The following is a 20,603-nucleotide window of genomic DNA, read 5'->3' as shown; positions in this document are numbered from 1 at the left end:
ACTGTTCTTTTGTGAAAAAAATAAAAAGGGATGCTGATTATGATCAGCATCCCTATAAAAAAATGATTCACTGCTCTATGGCGGAGTCATCTTCCAATGATATCTTCCACAGTTCTTTCGCTTTTCCACTAACCGTTTCATCAAAAACAAATGATCCATTCGTGTATCGATCATGATTCTTTAATGAAGCGGCGTGGATCGTTTCAATGGTTCCCTTTTCAGAAAGAATGAATAGACTATCAGTTTTGTTGATGGTATCAAATCCAATGACCCTATGAGGATTCGATTTCAATTCCCTCAAGACCACGACACCGCGTTTTGCCCGGCTCGTTTTCTCAAACTCGGTTAATTTCATTTTCTTGATGGCTCCGCGCTGGGTAACGATAAGGATTGATTCTTTACTATCCTTGGCTAAAACCTTACCGCCAATGACATAGTCATCCTCTTTCAAATTAATCCCTTTGACTCCTGCTGCCCGGACACCTACAACACTTACTTCTTCTTCATCAAACCATAAACCATAGCCATTATGCGTGACTAGGAAAAGGTCTGCCTGTCCATCGGTATGATGGACATCGACCAGTTCATCATCACCTTTTAAATTGACACCGACCAGTGGTTTTGAATGTCTCTGGGCTTTGTAGGAAGCTATTTCAGTCTTTTTCACCATACCATTTTTAGTGATGAACACTAAGAATTGCGGCAGGGTGAAATCTTTGATAGGAATCGCTTTTATGATTTGTTCTTCCCTGTCGATAGGTATGATGTTCGCGATATGCTGACCGGTTTCCTTCCAACGAATATCAGGAAGCTGATGAACTGGACAATAGAGGAAGTTTCCTTTTGATGTGAACAGTAACAGGACATCTGTCGTATTCATCTCCAGCCTCTGGAGCAGGCGATCGGAATCCTTCATGCCAAAATCAAGACCGCCTGATGCTGCATAAGACCGTAATGAAGTCCGTTTGACATAGCCTTCTTTCGTCACGGTCACCATCACATCTTCACTCGCAATCAAGACTTCAAGATTAATTTTGATTTCTTCAATTTCTTTTTCGATTTTGGAACGCCGGCCGTCATCAAAACCTTTTTTAATGAATCGAAGTTCTTTTTTTATAACTTGAAAAAGAACTTTTTCACTGCCAAGAATCTTGGTCAATTCCTCAATTTTGTTCTTCAATTCCGCTGCCTCTGCTTCAAGCGCTGTAATATCCGTATTTGTCAGCCTATATAACTGTAAGGAGACAATGGCTTCAGCTTGAGCTTCTGTAAATGCGAAATTAGCGATGAGATTATCTTTGGCATTCCGTTTATCTTTAGAGGCACGGATTACAGCGATGACTTCATCCAATATAGATAAAGCCTTCACTAAACCATCGACAATATGTGCCCTGTCATGAGCTTTTTGCAACTCATAACGGGAGCGGTTCACGATTACCTCTTTACGGTGATCGATATAAGCATCTAGCATTTTTGGCAGGCTCATCAATGTCGGCCGCTTTTTATAAATCGCGACCATATTAAAATTGTAAGCAATTTGAAGATCGGAATTTTTATATAAATAATGCAGGACGCCATTGGCATCCGCTTCCTTTTTCAGTTCAATGACGATACGCAGTCCTGTACGGTCCGTTTCATCCCTTACTTCAGCGATACCTTCCACTTTCCGGTCAAGACGGAACTCATCCATTTTCTTGACAAGGTTCGCTTTATTGACTTCATAAGGGATTTCAGTGATGACGATTTGCTGTTTGCCGCCGCGAATCGTTTCAACTTCCGCCAACCCGCGAATGATTATTTTCCCTTTACCTGTTTCATAGGCTTTACGAATGCCTTCAATTCCTTGAATGATACCGCCTGTAGGGAAATCCGGCCCCTTAATGACCGTCATTAAGTCAGCGACTGTCGCTTCAGGCTTATCGATTCGCATTATGGCAGCATCAATGACTTCACCTATTTGATGTGGCGGGATTTCAGTGGCATAACCGGCAGAAATTCCTGTGGATCCGTTTACAAGCAAGTTAGGAAACATCGCTGGCAAAACAATAGGTTCTTCCGAAGTATCATCGAAGTTCGGTACAAAATCGACCGTCCTTTTTTCAATATCTCGTAACATCTCGGAGGCAATCGATGATAGCCTTGCTTCTGTATACCTCATCGCAGCAGGCGGATCACCATCAATACTACCGTTGTTTCCGTGCATTTGAACCATGACCTTTCGCAGCTTCCAGTCTTGGCTCATCCGGACCATTGCCTCATAAACAGATGAATCGCCATGAGGATGATAGTTACCAATTACATTACCGACCGTTTTTGCAGATTTCCTAAATCCTTTTTCCTGTGTATTTCCTTCTACATGCATCGCATACAATATCCTGCGCTGAACTGGCTTTAATCCGTCCCTTGCATCCGGCAGTGCCCGATCCTGGATAATATATTTACTATAACGCCCGAAGCGGTCCCCAATTACCTCTTCTAGCGGCAAATCTCGAAACGTTTCTTCAAATACCATCGTTATTGACCTCCTCTTCAATCGACATATTTTCATTATCTAAAATATTCGATTCCTCTTCGAGACCAAAAGCGACATTGGCTTCAATCCATTTACGGCGCGGTTCGACCTTATCTCCCATCAACGTTGTCACTCGTCTTTCTGCACGGGCACCGTCATCGATCTTCACACGTATCAATGTCCTAGTTTCCGGGTTCATGGTGGTATCCCATAATTGATCGGCATTCATCTCACCCAGCCCTTTATAGCGCTGAATCATATAGCCTTTCCCTACCTTGTCTATCGCTCCCTGAAGTTCCTCGTCGCTCCAAGCATATTCAATGACTTCTTTCTTCCCGGTCCCTTTACTCACTTTATATAAAGGGGGCAAGGCAATGTAAACCTTTCCTGCCTCTATCAACGGCTTCATATAGCGATAAAAGAAAGTCAGCAGCAGCACTTGGATATGGGCACCATCCGTATCGGCATCAGTCATGATGATAACTTTATCATAGTTGGTGTCCGGCGTATTGAACTCCGCCCCGACACCTCCACCGATAGCATGGATGATCGTATTTATTTCCTCGTTTTTAAAAATATCCGCTAGTTTTGCCTTTTCCGTATTGATAACTTTACCCCGTAATGGCAGTACTGCTTGGAATCGGCGATCGCGCCCTTGTTTTGCGGATCCTCCAGCAGAGTCCCCTTCCACGAGATATAATTCATTCCGTTCGGGATTTTTCGATTGAGCTGGTGTCAATTTCCCTGAAAGGATGGCGTCAGATTTTTTCCGTTTCTTTCCGCTTCTTGCATCTTCACGGGCTTTGCGCGCAGCTTCCCGGGCCTGGAACGCTTTAATCGCTTTTTTAACCAATAGTGTACTCGTGGTCGGATCTTCTTCAAAAAAGTAGGCTAAGTGCTCTGACACGATGGAATCGACTGCAGAACGGGCTTCACTAGTTCCAAGCTTGCTCTTGGTTTGTCCTTCGAATTGAAGAAGTTCTTCTGGGATACGAACAGAAATTATTGAAGACAAGCCTTCACGTATATCGGTACCTTCGAGGTTTTTATCTTTTTCCTTCAATAGCCCCATTTTTCTGGCATAATCATTAAATGCCCGTGTCATGGCCGTTTTTGCGCCAATCTCATGGGTGCCGCCGTCTTTTGTTCGAACGTTATTTACAAAGCTTAAAATATTTTCTGAATACCCATCGTTGAATTGAAAGGCGAGATCGACTTCTATCCCATTTTGTTCCCCTTCTAAGCTGACTACACTATGGAGGGTCTCTTTTTCCTCATTTAAGTAATCCACAAACGCTTCAATTCCATTTTCATAGTGAAAAGTTTCATTATGATCGTTTCGTTCATCCGTCAAATCTATCTTCATGCCTTTTAAAAGAAAAGCTGATTCGCGAAGACGCTCACATAGGATATCATAATTGAACGTTGTCACCGAAAATATTTTTGGATCGGGCTTGAAGTGGATTTTGGTACCAGCTTGATTGGTTTTACCGATTTTCTCCAGGGTGGTTTCCGGCTTGCCGCCATTGAAAAAACGTTGTTCGTAGATGAACCCGTCCCTTTTGATCGTCACGACAAGCCATTCAGACAACGCGTTAACGACCGAAGCACCAACCCCATGAAGGCCTCCACTCGTTTTATAACCGCCTTGTCCAAATTTCCCCCCGGCATGAAGAATCGTCAAAATGACTTCAGGCGTCGGTTTACCCAATTTATGCATACCGGTAGGCATTCCACGGCCTTTATCTGACACACTTACACTGTTATCTTTATGTATTTTCACACTAATTTGGTCTCCATATCCAGCCAAAGCCTCATCTACGGAGTTATCGACAATCTCGTACACTAAATGATGAAGTCCGCGTGCATCAGTACTGCCGATATACATACCGGGACGTTTTCTGACCGCTTCGAGTCCTTCCAGTACCTGAATTGCATCATCATTGTACTCGATTGTTTTTACTTTCTTTGCCACAGAAATTCCCCTTTCCTTACTAAACACAATTTCCGGGCCAAATCATACTGCAATGAAATGACTCACTAGCTTAACAAATTCATTCATACGTTAATATCATATAAAAAGTATAATACTTTCACGAACAAAGAACAAGTGTTCTATTTTTTTCGTCCCTTTTATTAGCGTTAGCACCTTTGTTTGGAACTGGTCACTTTTTTGAAAACGTATCATAGCTACCTTTCTAATTGTAGCGGTAAATTTTCATTTGGCAAATATACTTTTACTATTTTAATCAAATTAAGCTTAAATGGCTTAAATTTGCCCTGAAGCTCAATCCCCACTATTTCTCTGGTTGAGACACTGCCATCCTTAAAAAAGAGCGGAAGTTCCGCTCTTTTCATTTTACTTAGTAAGGGCGTGTTCGACTTTAATGCATCGATTCATGATGACAGTATATCCTTTTTCTTTTAAAAAATTATAGGCTTCTTCATTTTCCACCCCTAGCTGTGCCCAAAAGATATCAGCATCGATTTCTGCAAATTCCTTAGCAATCTCTGGAAGGAACTCTGAACGGCGGAAAACATTGACGATATCAATGTGCCCTTCAATATCTTTCAGGGCTTTTACAGCCTTGACACCTAGCACTTCAGATACAGCAGGGTTTACCGGGATGATTTCATAACCGCTTTCCTGCATGGCCTTTGATACCATATAAGAAGTTCGCTCAGGGTTATTTGATAAACCAACGACAGCGATGCGCTTTGATTTTTTCAACATCTGACCCATTTCTTCTCTGCTTGGATTCTCCATCATTCTTTTCAATCCCCTTTATAATAAAGTGTAATATTTGCATATAGAATATTCCTTAACACGGGTATTATTTAAGAGAAAAGCTGTTTATTACCTTTATTAAGAAAGACCATTATACAAGAAAGAATATGTTTCGAAAAGGTGTGACCCACTTAACTTAACTTATCTTAACTGTCTTTCTGTTCATACAGACTACCACGTATTGTAATAATTTATACAAAGAGGCTTCCATCAATTTATATTCACGAAAATAAGGAAGCGTAAACCTTTAACCCTTCATGAACTTAACGTATATCAAAAGATATAAGATCATCAAGGAAAATTCATTTTTTCAGTGGATTTTTTTTTGGACAGCCGTACCATTTTGTCACGAAAATGTTACAATAAGAGAAGCTTAACAGGTATTTTAAGGCTGTTTTTAGCTATTTCTACACGTTTATTTTTGAAAAAAGGAATAATCAGCTTCTTAAACGTGATAAAAAAGAAGATTTTTCTTTAAAGAAAGGGTCATAGAATGTTTACATTTATCACTCTACTGTCAGCCTACCTGATCGGTTCGATTCCTTCCGGTTTAATAATAGGTAAAACCTTTTACAAAATCGACATTCGGGAGCATGGCAGTAAAAATCTAGGCGGCACAAATACCTTCAGGACACTAGGTGTCAAAGCAGGGCTTACCGTTACCATCATGGATATACTTAAGGGTACCCTAGCAACGTTTCTTCCGTACTTGTTAGGCGTGGAAATGCATTTATTGCTAGCCGGCGTTTTTGCAGTCATCGGTCATATGTTTCCCATTTTCGCTAACTTTCGTGGCGGGAAAGCGGTGGCAACTTCAGCTGGTGTCATTCTTGCTTATGAACCATTGTTTTTTGTCTTTGCCGTTATCATATTCTTTATATCCTTATACATATCCAAATATGTCTCGCTTTCTTCCATGATTGCTTCTCTACTTGCTCTCATCTACAGTTTAGTGTTTCATGCCGGGGATTGGCCGCTTATTATTGTAATCGGTATATTAACGATTTTCATTTTTTACCGGCATCGTGCAAACATCAAGCGGATTATCAATAAAACTGAACCAAAAGTAAAATGGTTGTAAGAGGATCATAATGTCCATCGAAATAAGCCCTTATACACGGGCTTATTTCCATTCTACAGTTGATTTGCCGTGTTATTCAGTATACTGGCATGCCCTGACACCTTTTCCGTAGAGTTTCCGATTTCCTGGATGACTGATACTAATTCCTGAATTGTCCTTTCCATTTCATTTGAATCCGTTATATTCCCTTCGATCACTCCGATTATTTCATTGAAGGCCTTTTCGGTTAACTCAGATTCTTCCTCTCCTGCTTGAACGACCGCCTTGACCCTTTGGACTGATTCAACAACTTCTTTCATATATTCACCGGAAGTATGGACGATTGCATCTATTTCAGTGATTGAAGTTTTAGTCTGTTCAGCAAGCTTCCTGACTTCATTCGCAACAACTGCAAATCCTTTACCATGTTCACCTGCACGTGCTGCCTCGATGGCTGAGTTCAATGAGAGTAAATTTGTCTGGTCGGCTATCCCCTGTACAAGCTTTACAAACTCGGTAATGGTTAGGAAGGATTGGTTTAACAAACCGATGTTTTCATCAACATTTTTCATGAATATAACAAGGTTTTGTATCTTTTCCGTCATGATCTGCATACGATCCTGACCCTCTTCAGCTATCGTTCTTGAACGAAGTGATAGATTAGCACGCATTACGATCTGCGCTTTGACAAAATGCCCATTTTCTATCAATTGTTTAACGGATACATCCGTTTCTTTACTTAATAATAGTACTTCTTCACTAATCAATGAGATTTTCTTTTTCACTTCCTCCTTGATTTCTTTGTATTTATTTTCCCTTGCTTTTAAATTTTCCGCTTCATAGGCTTCAATGACTAACTGCTGTTCGAGATTGAGTATTTTTCCTATCGCTGATATCAATGCACGCTGCTCTTCTTCATTCTTGGTTTGCTCAAAGACAATCTTTTGCAAAAAATTCTGTACATTTTGAAAACCGGATGAATACCAACGTGGCTCTAATCCAATTCGATAATGAGTCTTCGCCACCTTCGTTCGCAATGCAACAAATTCATCGTCGATCACACCATTGAATAATGATAGCATATGAGAAATTAACGTTTTTCTCAATTTTTCCACTGTACTGTGCTCCGTGATTATCCCTTTCAATTCCGGAACTTGCAGAATCGTTTGGTAAAAGGAATCCACAACACTTTCGACCTTAGGTTCGATTGCCTCCCTAAAAGCATGAATCAGCTTTAAATCGAATTCTTTTAAATCAATGATATTTACCTGAAGTCTCACCTGTTCACTGCTTACATCCAATACACCATCCGTCTCTTTTGCTTTTTGCAGCCAGATTGCTTTTTCCGGCTTAGCTTTCATGAAAATCCCCATTTCCTAATCCCCCTGATCATGTAATTCGCAATAAGGCCAATCTTAACCATCAAATCAACATGAATCTTTGTACCCGTTTTATTGAAATTAAATAAAAATGCATGAATTACAAATGGTATTTATAGTCCATCCGGACTACCACTTATCCTATTCTGCCTTCAACCACACTCTATGTCAAGGTAAAATATACTGAAAATTCTTACGATAACTTCCATTCATATGTAAAGCATGGATTTTATTTGATCGAGAAATGGTCAAGTAAGGATTGTATAATTGTAGAACAAAGGCTACACTGGAACTAGCTAATAACCATCGATAGGAGAAAGTGCCATGAAGCCATTGCAAATATCACCGGAAACGGCATTAAAGTTATCCAAGTCGCTTAACTTGCCTTTAGAGCAAATCATGCATATGCCTACCCCAATCTTGCTGAGAAAGCTTGCAGAAGCTGAAGCAAAAGAAAATACAAAATAGCTGCAGGAATCTGCAGCTATTTTTGTGTGTCCATATGTTTTGGACGACCTTACTGATTAGTTATTGAAATCCGTTCCATTCCTTCCATTGACCTTGAAACTGGGTAACACCAAATTTCGTCGGATAATAGTATTTCCTTTTCGATCCTTCTAAAGAATCCCACAAGTCTTTTTAATTTCTCTTTCTCTTCCCGCCTTTTTAAAGCTGGGTAAAGCATCCCTTCTTTATAATGTAAATAACCATCACTTAATAACTGTTTGAGCTTTACAATCATCTCATACCCTTACATATCCTTTTAGGCTAATAATGATAATAATGAAAGCAACACCATATCCCTACTCCCTTTTAACAGCTCCGTTTTCCGCAAATCAGCAGCATTCTCTATATAAGGTAATTAAATAGATGGTATTATCGCTATATCTTCATACCATATAGTTTTTCGGTTTTATCCTTTTTATATGATATATATCTTCCTTAACTCATTAATTGTACCTATATTCTGAGTACTCCTATGCCACTTTTTGATATATAGCTTACTAATCAGCAAAAAAACCGCACATGGGCGGTTTTCAAATGGTGAGAGTCAATTCTTTTGCCAAATCAGGCAAAGGCTTCTTTTTGACGGATATTAAGTGTTCATTTTCATAGATACAGGCAAATTCCAGTGGTGGGTCATCCTGTAAAATATCTTTTAGATAATACTTTATATTGGACACCACTTCATCTGCCTCCATAACCCATTGATATGGCTTCCAGGCAAGTTCTCCTTCATCACAGGCATCAAGCACGCCCCCGGCATCTTCAGCTCGGTAAACATACATTCCACCCGTTTGATTCCATGTCACAATCCCTCGAAAGGCCAACCCCTTGACCTTCAATCCAGTTTCTTCAAGAATTTCGCGCTCCATCGATTCATCGATGGTTTCACCTTGTTCTAATTTCCCACCTACTCCATTCCATTTATGCCTATTCGGATTCTTTTTGCGAAATAGCATCAACACTTCAACTTCGTTGGATATTTTTCGAGTTATGAAACAAATATTATATATGATCTCCATAGTTGTTTCCTTTCTAAAACGCACATTATTCGCATCTACTTCATAATTACTTTATACTTAAATAACGAACCTCAGGAAGGAGAATTTTATGAAACTTACCATTTCCGATCAAGCAGCTAAGTGGTATATTGATGAACTGGGGCTTCAAGAAGGCTCTCATTTGCGCTTTTATGTAAGATATGGTGGACATAGTTCCGTCCAAAGCGGCTTTTCATTAGGTATCATGCAAGAAGAACCAGAAACTACAGGAGCCGTAACAACATTGAATAAGATTAATTTCTATGTAGAAGAGAAAGATATCTGGTACTTTGATGGCCATGATTTAATTATTACCTTTAACGAAAAACTGTCTGAACCTGAATTTCACTATGAAAAAGGTGCTTGACAATGCGCAGCGGTGTAAACTGCTGTTTTTTCTTGTTTCAATCGAGCAGACGCTCTTTAATTTCTTCTGCCTCAAGAATTTCCTTTTGCTTGTCCCCTAGAAGATCGAAATGAGAGTAACCATCCTTCCTGTGGTGAATCCACTCTTTTTTTAGGCCATATTTCTTACCCCACTCCGATAAACGCCCTAAATCTTTGCAGCCCACTTTTGTAACCGTCTTGCAACCAGGAAATCGGTCATCGATCCAATAATGAGTTAAAAAAGCTATTTGGCCTTGATCGATTCGCTGTTTCCAGGTTACGACGTCTACCCGTTTAATCCCAAAAGCCATTTCTTGATCACCTCAATAATTGTTATTAAACCAATTCATCCTGCTTTTTATTTTTTTCATAGGCCTCATGCCAATCAGGAAACATGCGTTTAATGGATATCGGGCGGAAGCTCTCCTTTTTAACGCAAACGTGAGAAGAATGACCTGTAGCCGCCACTTCATTTTTCCCATTAACGATCTCATATCCATAAATGACCCGTAAGCCGTCATACTTTTCAATCCAGGTTTTAACCTTTACCTTATCACCATATCGGACAGGGGTTTTATACGAAGCCTGAATATCCATAACAGGTGAGAGGATACCATCCGCTTCCATATCAGCATAATAAAAACCTAAATCATTTATCAATTTTGTCCTGCCCAGTTCCATCCATATAAAATAATTCGCATGGTAAACGACACCCATTTGATCCGTCTCTGCATACCGCACTTCAATTTCGTTTTCTGCTATGAACATTTTGTTTCCCCACTTTCATGTCTATTGCAATAAACATTTTACCATAATAACTATTCAAATTTCATTTAAGCTGTTTCAACGGTCTGCTTCGCAATATAAAGAAGGGGAGAAAGATTTCGCGCCTCTTTCTCCCCATTACCTATTTGCTAAATATTATCGTTACTATAACCGCTTTCCCGTGCTTCTTGCTCTTCTTGCATTTCTTCCTTCATCCCATCAATGCTCTTTCTTCTTCGTTCATTTTTGTCCTTAATTGCCTCTTTTTCCGCCCCTGAAGAGAATGATAACGTTTCATTTGCTGCGACTATGTTTTCTTCTGTATTTTGAATCGCATCTTGAATTTTTTCAACATTATCCAAACGGTTATCCTGATTGTGCTTATATGAGCCCATCAATTTCACCTCATGTTATTTTGTTTACATAATATTATTACGATTACTTTATAAAATCCCTTGATTACTCACCTTTAGTTTGAATGACTTGAGGATGTTTCCCTGATTTGTCCTGCATTTTCTTCCCGTTATTCCCACCTGCTGCTATTGGTTGTGTCCCCAGATGGCTTGGTCTAAAGTGTTTGGAATCTTTTTTTGGATTACCCATTCTATCGCCTCCTTCTCTTATCATGGATATAAATGAGGAAATTCATGAATGCCAGTTTTTGAAAAATCCAAAAAAAAGAGCCAGCACTTTGAAGGGACCTTCATGGCACTGACTCTTATTTCGAAATATTTTGCAAAACTTATTCAGCCTTTTGCATATGTTTTTTTTCAAGACGTTCCTCAAGTCTTTCCATTTGTTCCAGGTCCATCAGCAATTCTTTTTTGTTTTCTTTAATTAATTCTTCAAATGTCCTTTTTCTTTTTTTCATGGTTTTCACCTACTTATTTTTAGTATATCATTCAGCATTGACAAATTAATGTAAAATTATGACTATATGGTTGCAATCCATAAATTGTCATAATTATCAGATTTTTATTCCGATAAAAAATCCATTACTACACTCTCTATACTTTAACCCTTTTTTCATGAACATTAACCATATTTTTTTAATTTTTTTGATTTTTCCATTAACTTTTGACAACTTTGTTAACATTACAAAAAACGGAACCTCATAAAGGTTCCGCTGGAGCATATTCAATCTCGAAGAATATTGAGATTACCTAGAGTTTGTTGAAGAGAAATCCGCTCCCTTTCCGCCGACTTTCTGCCTCGCCGCAAGCGTCTGTGGGGTCTTGGCTAGCCAGCTATTCAGAAGGAGTGTCGCAAATATTATTCAATCTTGTGAGGGTTTATTTCAACCCATTTAAATCAGAAAAGGTCATGGAGTAGAACCAAATTTTGATTTAAGTAATAATCCCCTCGAGGTAACCAATATGATAATATCCAATGATACCAAATGAGATCCTCGCTTTAGACTATATTGTGTCCCCGAACCATGTATCCGAAAAATGGAAGCTGCCATTGATTTTTCTTTCATTTATGATTGCGTAGTCAAAGAATCGTGAAAGTGGTTTGGGATATGACCATTCCAAGCCACCTTTTGTAGACAAACTAACAGAACCTCAAAAAGGTTTCGCTATTACATGCTATTGATGTTACGTTCCATATCTTTAAGTTGCATGGCTGAAATTACCTTGTTCCTGATAATGCCTTTTTTGTCGATGAAGTAAGTTGTCGGAATACTAAGAATCTTATAGCGCTCATTCACTGGATTTTTTGCACTTTGACTATCCAGCGGTATGGTAAAAGTAATTCCATTATTGTCTACAAAGGATTGTACATCATTTTCCGGGTCTATATTGACAGCAAGAACAACAACATCATCACCCGCTTGTTGTGTATATTTCTCCATATCCGGCATTTCCTTCTTACAAGGCGGGCACCACGTTGCCCAAAAATTCAGCATTACCTTTTTCCCCTTATAATCCGATAATTCAACTTGTTTCCCATCCAAAGTTTTTAGGGAGAAATTCGGTGCTTTAGCTCCAATTTTCAATCCGCCCAGTGAATCTTTTTCATCATTTTCCTTCGGTTCATTATCCATCGCCTGCACGATCGCTATCGTAAAGAGTGACAGTAAGACAACCGAGGCAATAATTTTTTTAAGCATACTCGTCCCCCTAGTCCCATCACAATAAAAATATTAGTCCATTTCCAGAAATAGAACTACTTCCCTATTCCATCTTATCAATAAATGGACAGTCAGAAAAGTGAAATTCCTATCATCTTATCATGTTATCCCCTGTTTTCATAAACTTGACACAAAAAAAGCGGTAAACCTATCAAGTAGGTTTACCGCTTCCTAAGCAGAAATTAGCCTTTTAATTTATTGCGTAATACCATTTGAAGGATACCACCGTGACGGTAGTAATCGATTTCGATTTCGGAATCGAAACGAACAAGTACATCAAATTCTTTTACGTTTCCAGCTTCATCAGTAGCAGTAACTGTTACGATATCACGTGGTTTAACCGTTTCGTCGATTTTAACTGCAATCGCTTCTTTACCAGTCAATCCAAGTGTTTCAGCGTTTTCGCCTTCTTTGAATTGAAGTGGAAGAACACCCATTAACGCAAGGTTAGAACGGTGAATACGTTCAAAGCTTTCAGCGATGACTGTTTTGATGCCAAGAAGGTTAGTACCTTTCGCAGCCCAGTCACGAGAGCTTCCCATACCATAGTCTTTACCAGCGATGACTGCAAGACCTGTTCCGTCAGCTTTGTACTTCATACAAGCATCATAGATAGCCATTACATCGCCTGTTGGCCAGTAAGTTGTGTATCCACCTTCTGTACCTGGAGCAACTTGGTTACGGATACGGATGTTTGCGAACGTTCCGCGCATCATCGCTTCGTGGTTACCACGACGAGAACCGTAAGAGTTAAAGTCACGCGGTTTTACACCGTTTTCACGTAGGTAGATACCAGCTGGTGTATCTTTACCGATTGCACCTGCAGGAGAAATGTGGTCAGTTGTAACTGAGTCACCGAATTTACCTACTACACGCAAACCGGAAAGTGGGTTAACTGAACCTGGTTCTGGTGATAATCCTTCAAAGAATGGAGGATTTTGAATATATGTTGATTTAGAATCGAAAGCATAAATCGCTTCGTTGCTTGTTTGGATTTCATTCCAACGTTTGTTATCGTTGAATACTGTTTCGTATTCTTTACGGAATAATTCCGGTGTAACTGTTGCTTTAACAGCAGCGTTAACTTCTTCTTGTGATGGCCAGATATCAGCAAGATATACATCGTTACCATCTTTGTCTTTACCAAGTGAATCATTGTTAAGATCGAAGTCCACAGTACCAGCAAGTGCATATGCAACAACCAAAGTTGGAGAAGCAAGATAGTTTGCTTTCACTAGTGGATGAATACGACCTTCAAAGTTACGGTTACCGGAAAGTACTGAAGTTACTAGAAGATCTGCTTCAGCAACTGCTGCTTCGATTTCGTCCGCCAATGGACCTGAGTTACCGATACATGTTGTACAGCCGTAACCAACTACGTTGAATCCTAATTGATCAAGGTATGGTTGAAGACCTGCATCACGAAGGTAACCAGTAACAACTTTAGAACCTGGTGCCAATGATGTTTTTACATAATCCGGAACAGTCAAGCCTTTTTCAACTGCTTTTTTAGCAATAAGACCTGCTCCAAGCATTACGTACGGGTTAGAAGTGTTCGTACAGCTTGTGATTGCAGCAATTGCAATCGCACCTGTTTTCATTACCGTTTCTTTACCATCGGCAAATTTAACAGTTACTTCTTTATCCAATTCGGAATTGTCCATGCCAAAACCTTGGTTGCCCATAGGTGCATTGATAGCGTCATGGAAAGATGATTTCATTTGAGAAAGTGGAATCAAATCTTGCGGGCGTTTAGGGCCTGAAAGGTTTGGTTCAATTGCTGAAAGGTCGATTTCCACAACATCATTGTATGCTGGATCTTCGTTTTCAGGAGAGTAGAACAATCCATTTTCTTTGCAGTAAGATTCAACCACTTTAATTTGTTTTTCATCACGGCCTGTTAAACGCATGTAATCGATCGCTTCTGCATCAACAGGGAAGAAACCAACTGTAGCACCGTATTCAGGAGCCATGTTAGCGATTGTTGCACGGTCAGCAAGTGGAAGGTATCCTACTCCAGGGCCGTAGAACTCAACAAATTTACCAACTACGCCGTGTGCACGAAGAACTTGTGTCACTTTCAATGCAAGGTCAGTAGCTGTTGTACCTTTAGGAAGTTGGCCAGTCAATTTAACTCCAACTACTTTTGGAACCGGGAAGTAAGAAGGCTGTCCTAGCATGCCTGCTTCTGCTTCGATACCGCCGACACCCCAACCAAGAACACCAATACCGTTGATCATTGTAGTATGTGAATCTGTACCGAAAACAGAATCAGGGAACACTTCGAAGTCACCGTTTGGAGTTTCAACAGCATGAACCACGTTCGCAAGGTACTCAAGGTTAACTTGGTGAACGATACCAGTTGCCGGTGGAACTGCACGATAGTTGTTGAATGATTTTTGAGCCCAGCTTAGGAACTGATAACGCTCTGCATTACGTTCGAATTCAAGATCCATATTGGCATCAAGGGAATCCATTGTACCTGCTTTATCAACTTGTACAGAGTGGTCAATTACAAGGTCAACCGGAATTTCCGGGTTGATTTTGTCTGGATCTCCACCAAGTGCTGCGAAAGCATTACGTAAAGAAGCTAAATCCACAACAACTGGAACACCAGTGAAATCTTGTAGGATTACACGTGATGGCTTGAACGGAACATCTATATCTTGTTGCTCGCTTGTTCCCCATTTAGCAAGGTTTGCAACGTGTTCTTTTGTGATAACTCTTCCGTCTACTTGGCGAAGTACCGCTTCAAGTAATACTTTGATGGAATATGGAAGGCGTGATACTTGGCCATCCCCTGCTTTTTCAATAGCGTCTAGGCTGTAGTAGTTGTAGCGTTTTCCTTCAATTTCAAAGGACTTACGCGCTTGGTATACGTCATTTTTCGTCATGAATATTACCCCCTATTAAACTGTCAGAACTTATTCTGCACATAAAAGTAAAACCTGGTTCACTGAAACCATGTTTACTATAAATATAAATAAAAAAGTTAGTTTGTCGAATTTTCTCTCTCTTCTCCCACCCTAACTCTTCCTTCAACTTAATACTAATATAGAAATGAGTATAAGTAAATAACAAGAAAGTTATTGTTTTTGATAAGTTTCTCTTATAGAAAAAAATTCCCCACATGTTAAGGTGCATTTAGGAAGCCTTACTAACGTGCTTTTCATTGAAAATACTACCATTTAGGACCTGATAAATTATACCAGTAAAACATATTAGTCATACATACATAATCATTCAGCATTATCACATTCTATGGGTGGAGGTGTCGAAATGTCAAAACAAAAGGCAAATCATGTTATACCAGGAATGAATGCTACAAAAGCGCAAGGTAATGGAGCAGGTTACAATGATGAACTGGGAAATGAACCCCCATTATCGGAAATGCAAAGGCAAAATAATAAAAAAAGAAAGAAAAACCAATGATTTCCCTCTTTTCTAGGCTTTAAATAGGATAGGCTTTTTGAAATTGCAGATGTACTGCTCTTTTCAAAAAGCCTATTCCATTATAAAAATCAGGAAAATCCCGATAGACCTAGGCACTCAATAGTCCTCTGAATTGACCTCATTGACGATAGCCTGAATATCCTGCTCGAATTGCTTCAATTGTTCTCTCTGATGCTCGGAAGCGGTGACTAAAGCAGATTGTATTTGCTGATAGGCCTCATTCACTTCCTGCTTCACATGTTTCAATTCCGTTCCATAATTCGGTGCGTTTTTCTCGATCGATGAGTATACATCAAATACTTGTTTATAACTTTGCTGGGCTTCCTGGAAAGTCCTTCGCTTATCCTGTTTATCCTGCATTTGGGTTCAGCTCCTTAAATATAGTGTCCATCCATAGCATGTACGAGGTTTGCAAATATATGTATGTGAATAAAATTTCACGGACTGATTATCTTAAGTAGTAGGAGGGATCGCACATGAACAAAAATGATGGTAAAGATATTCGAAAAAATGCACCTAAAGGAAATAACCCAGGTCAACCTGCACCGTTAAGCGGTTCTCATAAGGTGAAAAATAGACAGCACTCCCGTCAGAAGCATAATAGCAGTCATGATATGTAAGCTGCTTATATAATGGATCCAAAGCGAAGCGGTGCCGCCCGAATGGGCAGACACCGCTTTCGTTTTATGTTTTCACTGCAATCAAGTCGCAAGAAGAATGTTCGATAACTTCCTATTATAATGCCAAATTCATTTGGCACCTCTTTCATTAATACGCTTGTTCATATCAGGTCAGTGCCATTCTCGTTTTCTTCACCCAACATAACGATGATATAATGTTTTGGCTTCTGCAATATCTTTAGTTCCATGGATCAAGGCCCTTCCATCTTTAAAAATAACCAACCGATGGTTTCCGTTCGTAAATGAAAGTAAATAAGGATTTCTAACGATTTTCCCACCTTGTGCAAGAAGATTTTTTTCCAGTTCCGCTAGGTCTCTTTCAAGTTTCATCGCCGGCCGGATCTGGACAGAATCCCTCCCGCATAAAACGGCGGTCTTTGTTTGATTTGAAAAGGAAAGATGTGGATAAGTACGATTTTCCCCGCATGACAAACAACTGTCTTTTTTTAATTTCGTTACATCAATGGACGAGTACTCATTTTTCCAAAGGTCGAATGATGCGATCTTGTTTCTAAGAGATGCATAATCTTCGACAAGGATTTTTAATGCTTCCGCCATTTGATGGGCAACGACCGTTTGAACGGCAGGGCTTATGATCCCAGCCGTATCACAGGTCAGCCCGCCAATTGGAACCGTTTCAAGCAAACAATTCAAACATGGGGTCACCTCTGGAATCACCGTGTAACTTATCCCATAACTCCCAACACAGGCTCCGTAAATCCAGGGTATTTTATATTTTTGTGCACTATCATTAATGATCATCCTGGTATCGAAATTATCAGTGGCATCCAATATTAAATCCACGTCTTCAACGAGCTTCGCCAATTCATCAACCGAGACATCCGCCACAAGCGATGTTACGGTAACATCTGAATTTAAAGCATTCAAACGATTCTTCGCTGCCACTGCTTTCGGTATTCTTTTTTCAGCATCTTCTTCACAATAAAGCTGTTGTCTTTGAAGGTTACTCCACTCCACATAATCCCTGTCTACAATGGTCAGCTTCCCAATTCCTGCTCGTACAAGGCCTTCCGCACTTCCTGTACCAAGAGCACCCGCTCCAATCACTAGAACGTGTTTTTTACGAATTTTCAATTGCCCTTCTTCCCCTATAGGTCCAAAAAGTTCTTGACGTGAATAACGTTCATTCATCCAATGCTCATTCCTTCAACTGGACTGCTTGCAATGGCGTATTCATTTTTTTCAATTCTTCCTGCTTCATACCCTAATCGACCTGCTTCAATGGCAAGCTTCATTGCTTTCGCCATTTTGACGGGGTCTTTTGCTCCGGAGACTGCAGTGTTAAGCAATACGCCATCCGCCCCTAATTCCATGGCGATTGCCGCATCGGAGGGCGTTCCAATCCCTGCGTCAACAATAACCGGAATCTCTGATTGTTCGATGATGAATCGTAAGTTCAGTGGGTTTATAATGCCTTGACCAGAGCCAATCGGTGAAGCACCAGGCATGATTGCATGACATCCCACTTCTTCCAGGCGTTTAGCAAGCAACACATCATCCGAGGTATAGGGTAATACAGTGAATCCCAGTTTCACTAATTCTTCAGCAGCTTTCAATGTTTCAATCGGATCGGGCAGAAGGGTTTTTTGACAGCCTATGACTTCTACCTTAATCATGTCACATAAACCTGAAGCCTTCGCAAGGTGGGCTATACGCACTGCTTCTTTAGCCGTTTTAGCTCCTGCTGTATTGGGAAGGAGTGTATATTTTTTCAAATCAAGCTTTTCTAAGAAATTAGGCTGACTGGCTTCAAAAATGTTCATTCTCCGGACCGCAAACGTTAATATTTCCGTCTCTGAAACCTCCACTGATTGCTTTTGAACATCGAAATTCGGATATTTCCCAGTACCTAATAATAACCTTGAAGAAAATTCATAAGAACCTATCTTTAACATTTCATCCGCCTCCTACAAAATGTACAATCTCGACCTTGTCTCCATTTGACAAAAGTGTTTCACTTAGATTTTCTTTTGTTAATATTTCATCATTCAATTCAACGATCACTACTTTTTGATGTAAATTAAAGTGTTTCAAAAGCGCTGTAACTGTTGATTCATCAGCAGATATCCGTATTTTTTCCCCGTTAATAATCAATTCCAATTCATCCACCTCCATTAAGAAAAAAGGGTCTGTATCGAACGATCCAATCGAAAAGCGGACCATTCAGGATTTGTCTTCCTTTCCACCATATCCGCTATAAGTACACCTGTAATTGGAGAAAGCAGGATGCCATTCCTGAAGTGCCCCGTTGCAATGAAAAGTCCTTTGCATGCTGGGTGTTCACCAAAATATGGCAATCCATCCCCTGTTTGGGGGCGTATACCTGCCCATGTCTTTTCCCACTCGGTTCCTTTAATTGCCGGAAGCAATTGCGTTGCCTTTTCTATTAACGTTGAAATCCCTTCCAAACTTACCTTTTGATCGAAAGTGTTCGCTTTAACCGTTGCGCCGACAATGATTCTTCCGCCAACTTTGGGCACAAGATAGCAGCCATGTGAAAAGATCGTTTTTTCAAGTAATGGGCGATCAGTCAGGACGGAAAAGCACTCTCCCTTTACCGGATATGTATCGAGGTTTATCCCTGATTTTTCAAGGAGGAAGGCACTCCACGCACCACTTGCCACAATTACATTTTCACTTGAAAATTCGCCTATATTTGTGACCACTCCTTTTACACATCCGTTTTCCGTACATAAATCAGAGACATGAACAAATTCCTTTATATCTACACCAAGGGAAGCTGCAGATTTAGCAAAAGCGAGCGACAGCCTGGTGGCTGAAACTTGTCCATCCTTCGGAATGAACATGGCTCCCTTAATCTCATCCGAAAGAAGCGGTTCCATTTTCCTTATGTCGGCAGTCGATAACCATTCCGCCTCTAGTCCCGCATCTTGCTGGACTTTGATCATGTCCTTCAATTCGGCTACCTGATCTTTCGTTAGCGCCACCTTAAACATACCCTTATTCACTAATTCGATGTCAATTCCACTTAAGTCCTTTAATTCTTCCGACAGTGCAGGAAACATCCCCCTGCTTCGGCTTGCCAAACTAAAAAGCGGGTTATCAGCATCTAATTCGGCTTGTGCTCCTAACATCCCGGCTGCAGCACTGGATGCTTTACTGGCAATTCTATCTTTTTCCAATAAAAGGACCTTTTTACCTCGTTTGGCTAATTGAAAAGCAATGGATCCACCAATTACTCCTCCCCCAACAATGATTGCATCATATATGGAATTCATTTTATGTCTCCTTTCCTAAAGACTTCGAATATTCTTTAACGGCTCTAACCGGGTTTTCAGCTTCAAGCACACCTGACATGACCGCAATTCCGTGTGCGCCCGCATCCTTTACAACTTGGCAATTGGAAGGAGTTATTCCGCCTATCGCAATAATCGGAAGATTGACATTTCTTGTGATTGCATGAAGTTCCTCCACTCCCTTAGGAGGTAGGCCGCGTTTTGAATTTGTTTCAAAAACATGTCCATAGATCGCGTAATCGGCCCCGTTACGGAAAGCGGCTTTCGCTTCATCCATGGAATGGATCGAACAGCCAACACTCATCCCTGGAAATGCTCCTTTTACGACTCCTGCATCTAAACTATGAAAAGCCAATTGCACACCAAATACTTTGTGTACCCAGGCTACATCCACACGATCATTTATGATGATCTTAGACAGCGGAATCTTACTATCATGCAATAGGGTCACTGCACGATAGAGTTCTGATGCAATCATGTGCTTTTCCCTTAGATAGAAGAAATCAACATGCTCCTGAATCCTAGAAGCGATTTCTACGAACTTCTCAATTGGCTGTTTCCCAGTAGAAATAATATGCAATTCTAGTGCATTCATACTAAGAACCCCTAACTAGTAAAGTTGT

General features: G+C 40.2%; 24 protein-coding genes. 5 read left to right on the top strand and 19 right to left on the bottom strand.

What is annotated here, in order from left to right; translation table 11 throughout:
* Positions 1-67: 67 nt before the first annotated feature.
* The 3 genes from parC to QUF78_RS12215 all read right to left on the bottom strand — a co-directional run bounded on the left by parC (position 68) and on the right by QUF78_RS12215 (position 5,282).
* Positions 68-2,512: a DNA topoisomerase IV subunit A gene (parC, locus tag QUF78_RS12225; RefSeq protein ID WP_289324860.1), complete on the bottom strand. Its 2,445-nt coding sequence runs from the start codon at positions 2,510-2,512 to the stop codon at positions 68-70.
* Entirely contained in the window at positions 2,502-4,487 is a 1,986-nt protein-coding gene (gene parE / locus QUF78_RS12220) for a DNA topoisomerase IV subunit B (protein WP_289324859.1), read from the bottom strand. Before parE ends, parC begins: the two co-directional genes overlap by 11 nt.
* Positions 4,488-4,871: 384 nt before the next feature.
* Complete coding sequence (locus QUF78_RS12215; protein WP_289324858.1) at positions 4,872-5,282, bottom strand: CoA-binding protein; 411 nt, start codon at positions 5,280-5,282, stop codon at positions 4,872-4,874.
* 511 nt (positions 5,283-5,793) lie between these two features.
* On the opposite strand from QUF78_RS12215, the gene plsY reads away from it, so the two are divergent.
* Positions 5,794-6,381 (top strand): glycerol-3-phosphate 1-O-acyltransferase PlsY, encoded by a 588-nt coding sequence (gene plsY / locus QUF78_RS12210; RefSeq protein ID WP_289316620.1) that lies wholly within the window; start codon positions 5,794-5,796, stop codon positions 6,379-6,381.
* Between the two features lie 53 nt (positions 6,382-6,434).
* On the opposite strand, the gene QUF78_RS12205 is transcribed toward plsY, so the two are convergent.
* The gene (locus QUF78_RS12205) at positions 6,435-7,733 is read right to left on the bottom strand and encodes a globin-coupled sensor protein (protein ID WP_289324857.1); all 1,299 of its coding nucleotides are present in this window, start codon (positions 7,731-7,733) and stop codon (positions 6,435-6,437) included.
* A gap of 330 nt (positions 7,734-8,063) precedes the next feature.
* Between QUF78_RS12205 and QUF78_RS12200 the strand changes: the two genes are divergently transcribed.
* A complete protein-coding gene (locus QUF78_RS12200) occupies positions 8,064-8,207 on the top strand; it encodes a YycC family protein (RefSeq protein ID WP_207438196.1) in 144 nt (47 codons plus the stop codon).
* A 49-nt stretch (positions 8,208-8,256) separates the two neighbouring features.
* Here the strand turns inward: QUF78_RS12200 and QUF78_RS12195 are convergent, their stop codons facing one another.
* Positions 8,257-8,481: a hypothetical protein gene (locus tag QUF78_RS12195; protein ID WP_289324856.1), complete on the bottom strand. Its 225-nt coding sequence runs from the start codon at positions 8,479-8,481 to the stop codon at positions 8,257-8,259.
* Between the two features lie 295 nt (positions 8,482-8,776).
* Positions 8,777-9,265: an NUDIX hydrolase gene (locus QUF78_RS12190; protein WP_289324855.1), complete on the bottom strand. Its 489-nt coding sequence runs from the start codon at positions 9,263-9,265 to the stop codon at positions 8,777-8,779.
* A gap of 88 nt (positions 9,266-9,353) precedes the next feature.
* Between QUF78_RS12190 and QUF78_RS12185 the strand changes: the two genes are divergently transcribed.
* The gene (locus QUF78_RS12185) at positions 9,354-9,650 is read left to right on the top strand and encodes a HesB/YadR/YfhF family protein (protein ID WP_289324854.1); all 297 of its coding nucleotides are present in this window, start codon (positions 9,354-9,356) and stop codon (positions 9,648-9,650) included.
* Positions 9,651-9,687: 37 nt separating this feature from the next.
* Here the strand turns inward: QUF78_RS12185 and QUF78_RS12180 are convergent, their stop codons facing one another.
* The 7 genes from QUF78_RS12180 to acnA form a co-directional block, all read right to left on the bottom strand.
* The gene (locus tag QUF78_RS12180) at positions 9,688-9,981 is read right to left on the bottom strand and encodes a hypothetical protein (protein ID WP_289316624.1); all 294 of its coding nucleotides are present in this window, start codon (positions 9,979-9,981) and stop codon (positions 9,688-9,690) included.
* A gap of 25 nt (positions 9,982-10,006) precedes the next feature.
* Positions 10,007-10,438, bottom strand: coding sequence for an acyl-CoA thioesterase (locus QUF78_RS12175; RefSeq protein WP_289316625.1), 432 nt, complete (start codon positions 10,436-10,438; stop codon positions 10,007-10,009).
* 146 nt (positions 10,439-10,584) lie between these two features.
* Positions 10,585-10,830, bottom strand: a complete 246-nt coding sequence (gene tlp / locus QUF78_RS12170) for a small acid-soluble spore protein Tlp (protein WP_289324853.1) — start codon at positions 10,828-10,830, stop codon at positions 10,585-10,587.
* Positions 10,831-10,894: 64 nt separating this feature from the next.
* Positions 10,895-11,038 (bottom strand): acid-soluble spore protein N, encoded by a 144-nt coding sequence (locus QUF78_RS12165; RefSeq protein ID WP_057275900.1) that lies wholly within the window; start codon positions 11,036-11,038, stop codon positions 10,895-10,897.
* Between the two features lie 139 nt (positions 11,039-11,177).
* Complete coding sequence (locus QUF78_RS12160; RefSeq protein WP_289324852.1) at positions 11,178-11,306, bottom strand: FbpB family small basic protein; 129 nt, start codon at positions 11,304-11,306, stop codon at positions 11,178-11,180.
* Positions 11,307-12,017: 711 nt separating this feature from the next.
* The gene (locus tag QUF78_RS12155) at positions 12,018-12,548 is read right to left on the bottom strand and encodes a TlpA disulfide reductase family protein (protein ID WP_289324851.1); all 531 of its coding nucleotides are present in this window, start codon (positions 12,546-12,548) and stop codon (positions 12,018-12,020) included.
* A gap of 203 nt (positions 12,549-12,751) precedes the next feature.
* Positions 12,752-15,463: an aconitate hydratase AcnA gene (acnA, locus tag QUF78_RS12150; RefSeq protein WP_289324850.1), complete on the bottom strand. Its 2,712-nt coding sequence runs from the start codon at positions 15,461-15,463 to the stop codon at positions 12,752-12,754.
* A gap of 385 nt (positions 15,464-15,848) precedes the next feature.
* Here acnA and sspO point away from each other — a divergent pair, with 385 nt between their 5' ends.
* Positions 15,849-16,001 carry a small acid-soluble spore protein O gene (sspO, locus tag QUF78_RS12145; protein WP_289324849.1) on the top strand — a complete coding sequence of 51 codons (153 nt, stop codon included), beginning with the start codon at positions 15,849-15,851 and terminating at the stop codon, positions 15,999-16,001.
* Positions 16,002-16,118: 117 nt separating this feature from the next.
* Here sspO and QUF78_RS12140 read toward each other — a convergent pair whose 3' ends face one another.
* The gene (locus tag QUF78_RS12140; RefSeq protein WP_289324848.1) at positions 16,119-16,382 is read right to left on the bottom strand and encodes a hypothetical protein; all 264 of its coding nucleotides are present in this window, start codon (positions 16,380-16,382) and stop codon (positions 16,119-16,121) included.
* A gap of 116 nt (positions 16,383-16,498) precedes the next feature.
* Between QUF78_RS12140 and QUF78_RS12135 the strand changes: the two genes are divergently transcribed.
* On the top strand, positions 16,499-16,642 hold the full coding sequence (locus tag QUF78_RS12135; protein ID WP_083450736.1) for a small acid-soluble spore protein P: 144 nt from the start codon (positions 16,499-16,501) through the stop codon (positions 16,640-16,642).
* A gap of 192 nt (positions 16,643-16,834) precedes the next feature.
* On the opposite strand, the gene QUF78_RS12130 is transcribed toward QUF78_RS12135, so the two are convergent.
* From QUF78_RS12130 to tenI, 5 genes are read right to left on the bottom strand one after another with little or no spacing between them, the layout of a single operon-like run.
* Entirely contained in the window at positions 16,835-17,854 is a 1,020-nt protein-coding gene (locus QUF78_RS12130; RefSeq protein ID WP_289324847.1) for a thiazole biosynthesis adenylyltransferase ThiF, read from the bottom strand.
* The gene (locus tag QUF78_RS12125; RefSeq protein ID WP_289324846.1) at positions 17,851-18,618 is read right to left on the bottom strand and encodes a thiazole synthase; all 768 of its coding nucleotides are present in this window, start codon (positions 18,616-18,618) and stop codon (positions 17,851-17,853) included. Before QUF78_RS12125 ends, QUF78_RS12130 begins: the two co-directional genes overlap by 4 nt.
* Position 18,619: 1 nt before the next feature.
* The gene (gene thiS, locus QUF78_RS12120; protein WP_353957940.1) at positions 18,620-18,832 is read right to left on the bottom strand and encodes a sulfur carrier protein ThiS; all 213 of its coding nucleotides are present in this window, start codon (positions 18,830-18,832) and stop codon (positions 18,620-18,622) included.
* 5 nt (positions 18,833-18,837) lie between these two features.
* Positions 18,838-19,962 (bottom strand): glycine oxidase ThiO, encoded by a 1,125-nt coding sequence (gene thiO, locus QUF78_RS12115; protein ID WP_289324844.1) that lies wholly within the window; start codon positions 19,960-19,962, stop codon positions 18,838-18,840.
* Position 19,963: 1 nt separating this feature from the next.
* A complete protein-coding gene (tenI, locus tag QUF78_RS12110; protein ID WP_289324843.1) occupies positions 19,964-20,575 on the bottom strand; it encodes a thiazole tautomerase TenI in 612 nt (203 codons plus the stop codon).
* Between the last annotated feature and the right edge of the window lie 28 nt (positions 20,576-20,603).

Origin of the sequence: Peribacillus sp. ACCC06369 (assembly GCF_030348945.1) — a bacterium.
GTDB lineage: Bacteria > Bacillota > Bacilli > Bacillales > DSM-1321 > Peribacillus.
Note: the sequence above shows the minus strand (reverse complement) of the source record. Positions and strands in the feature narration are given on the sequence as shown.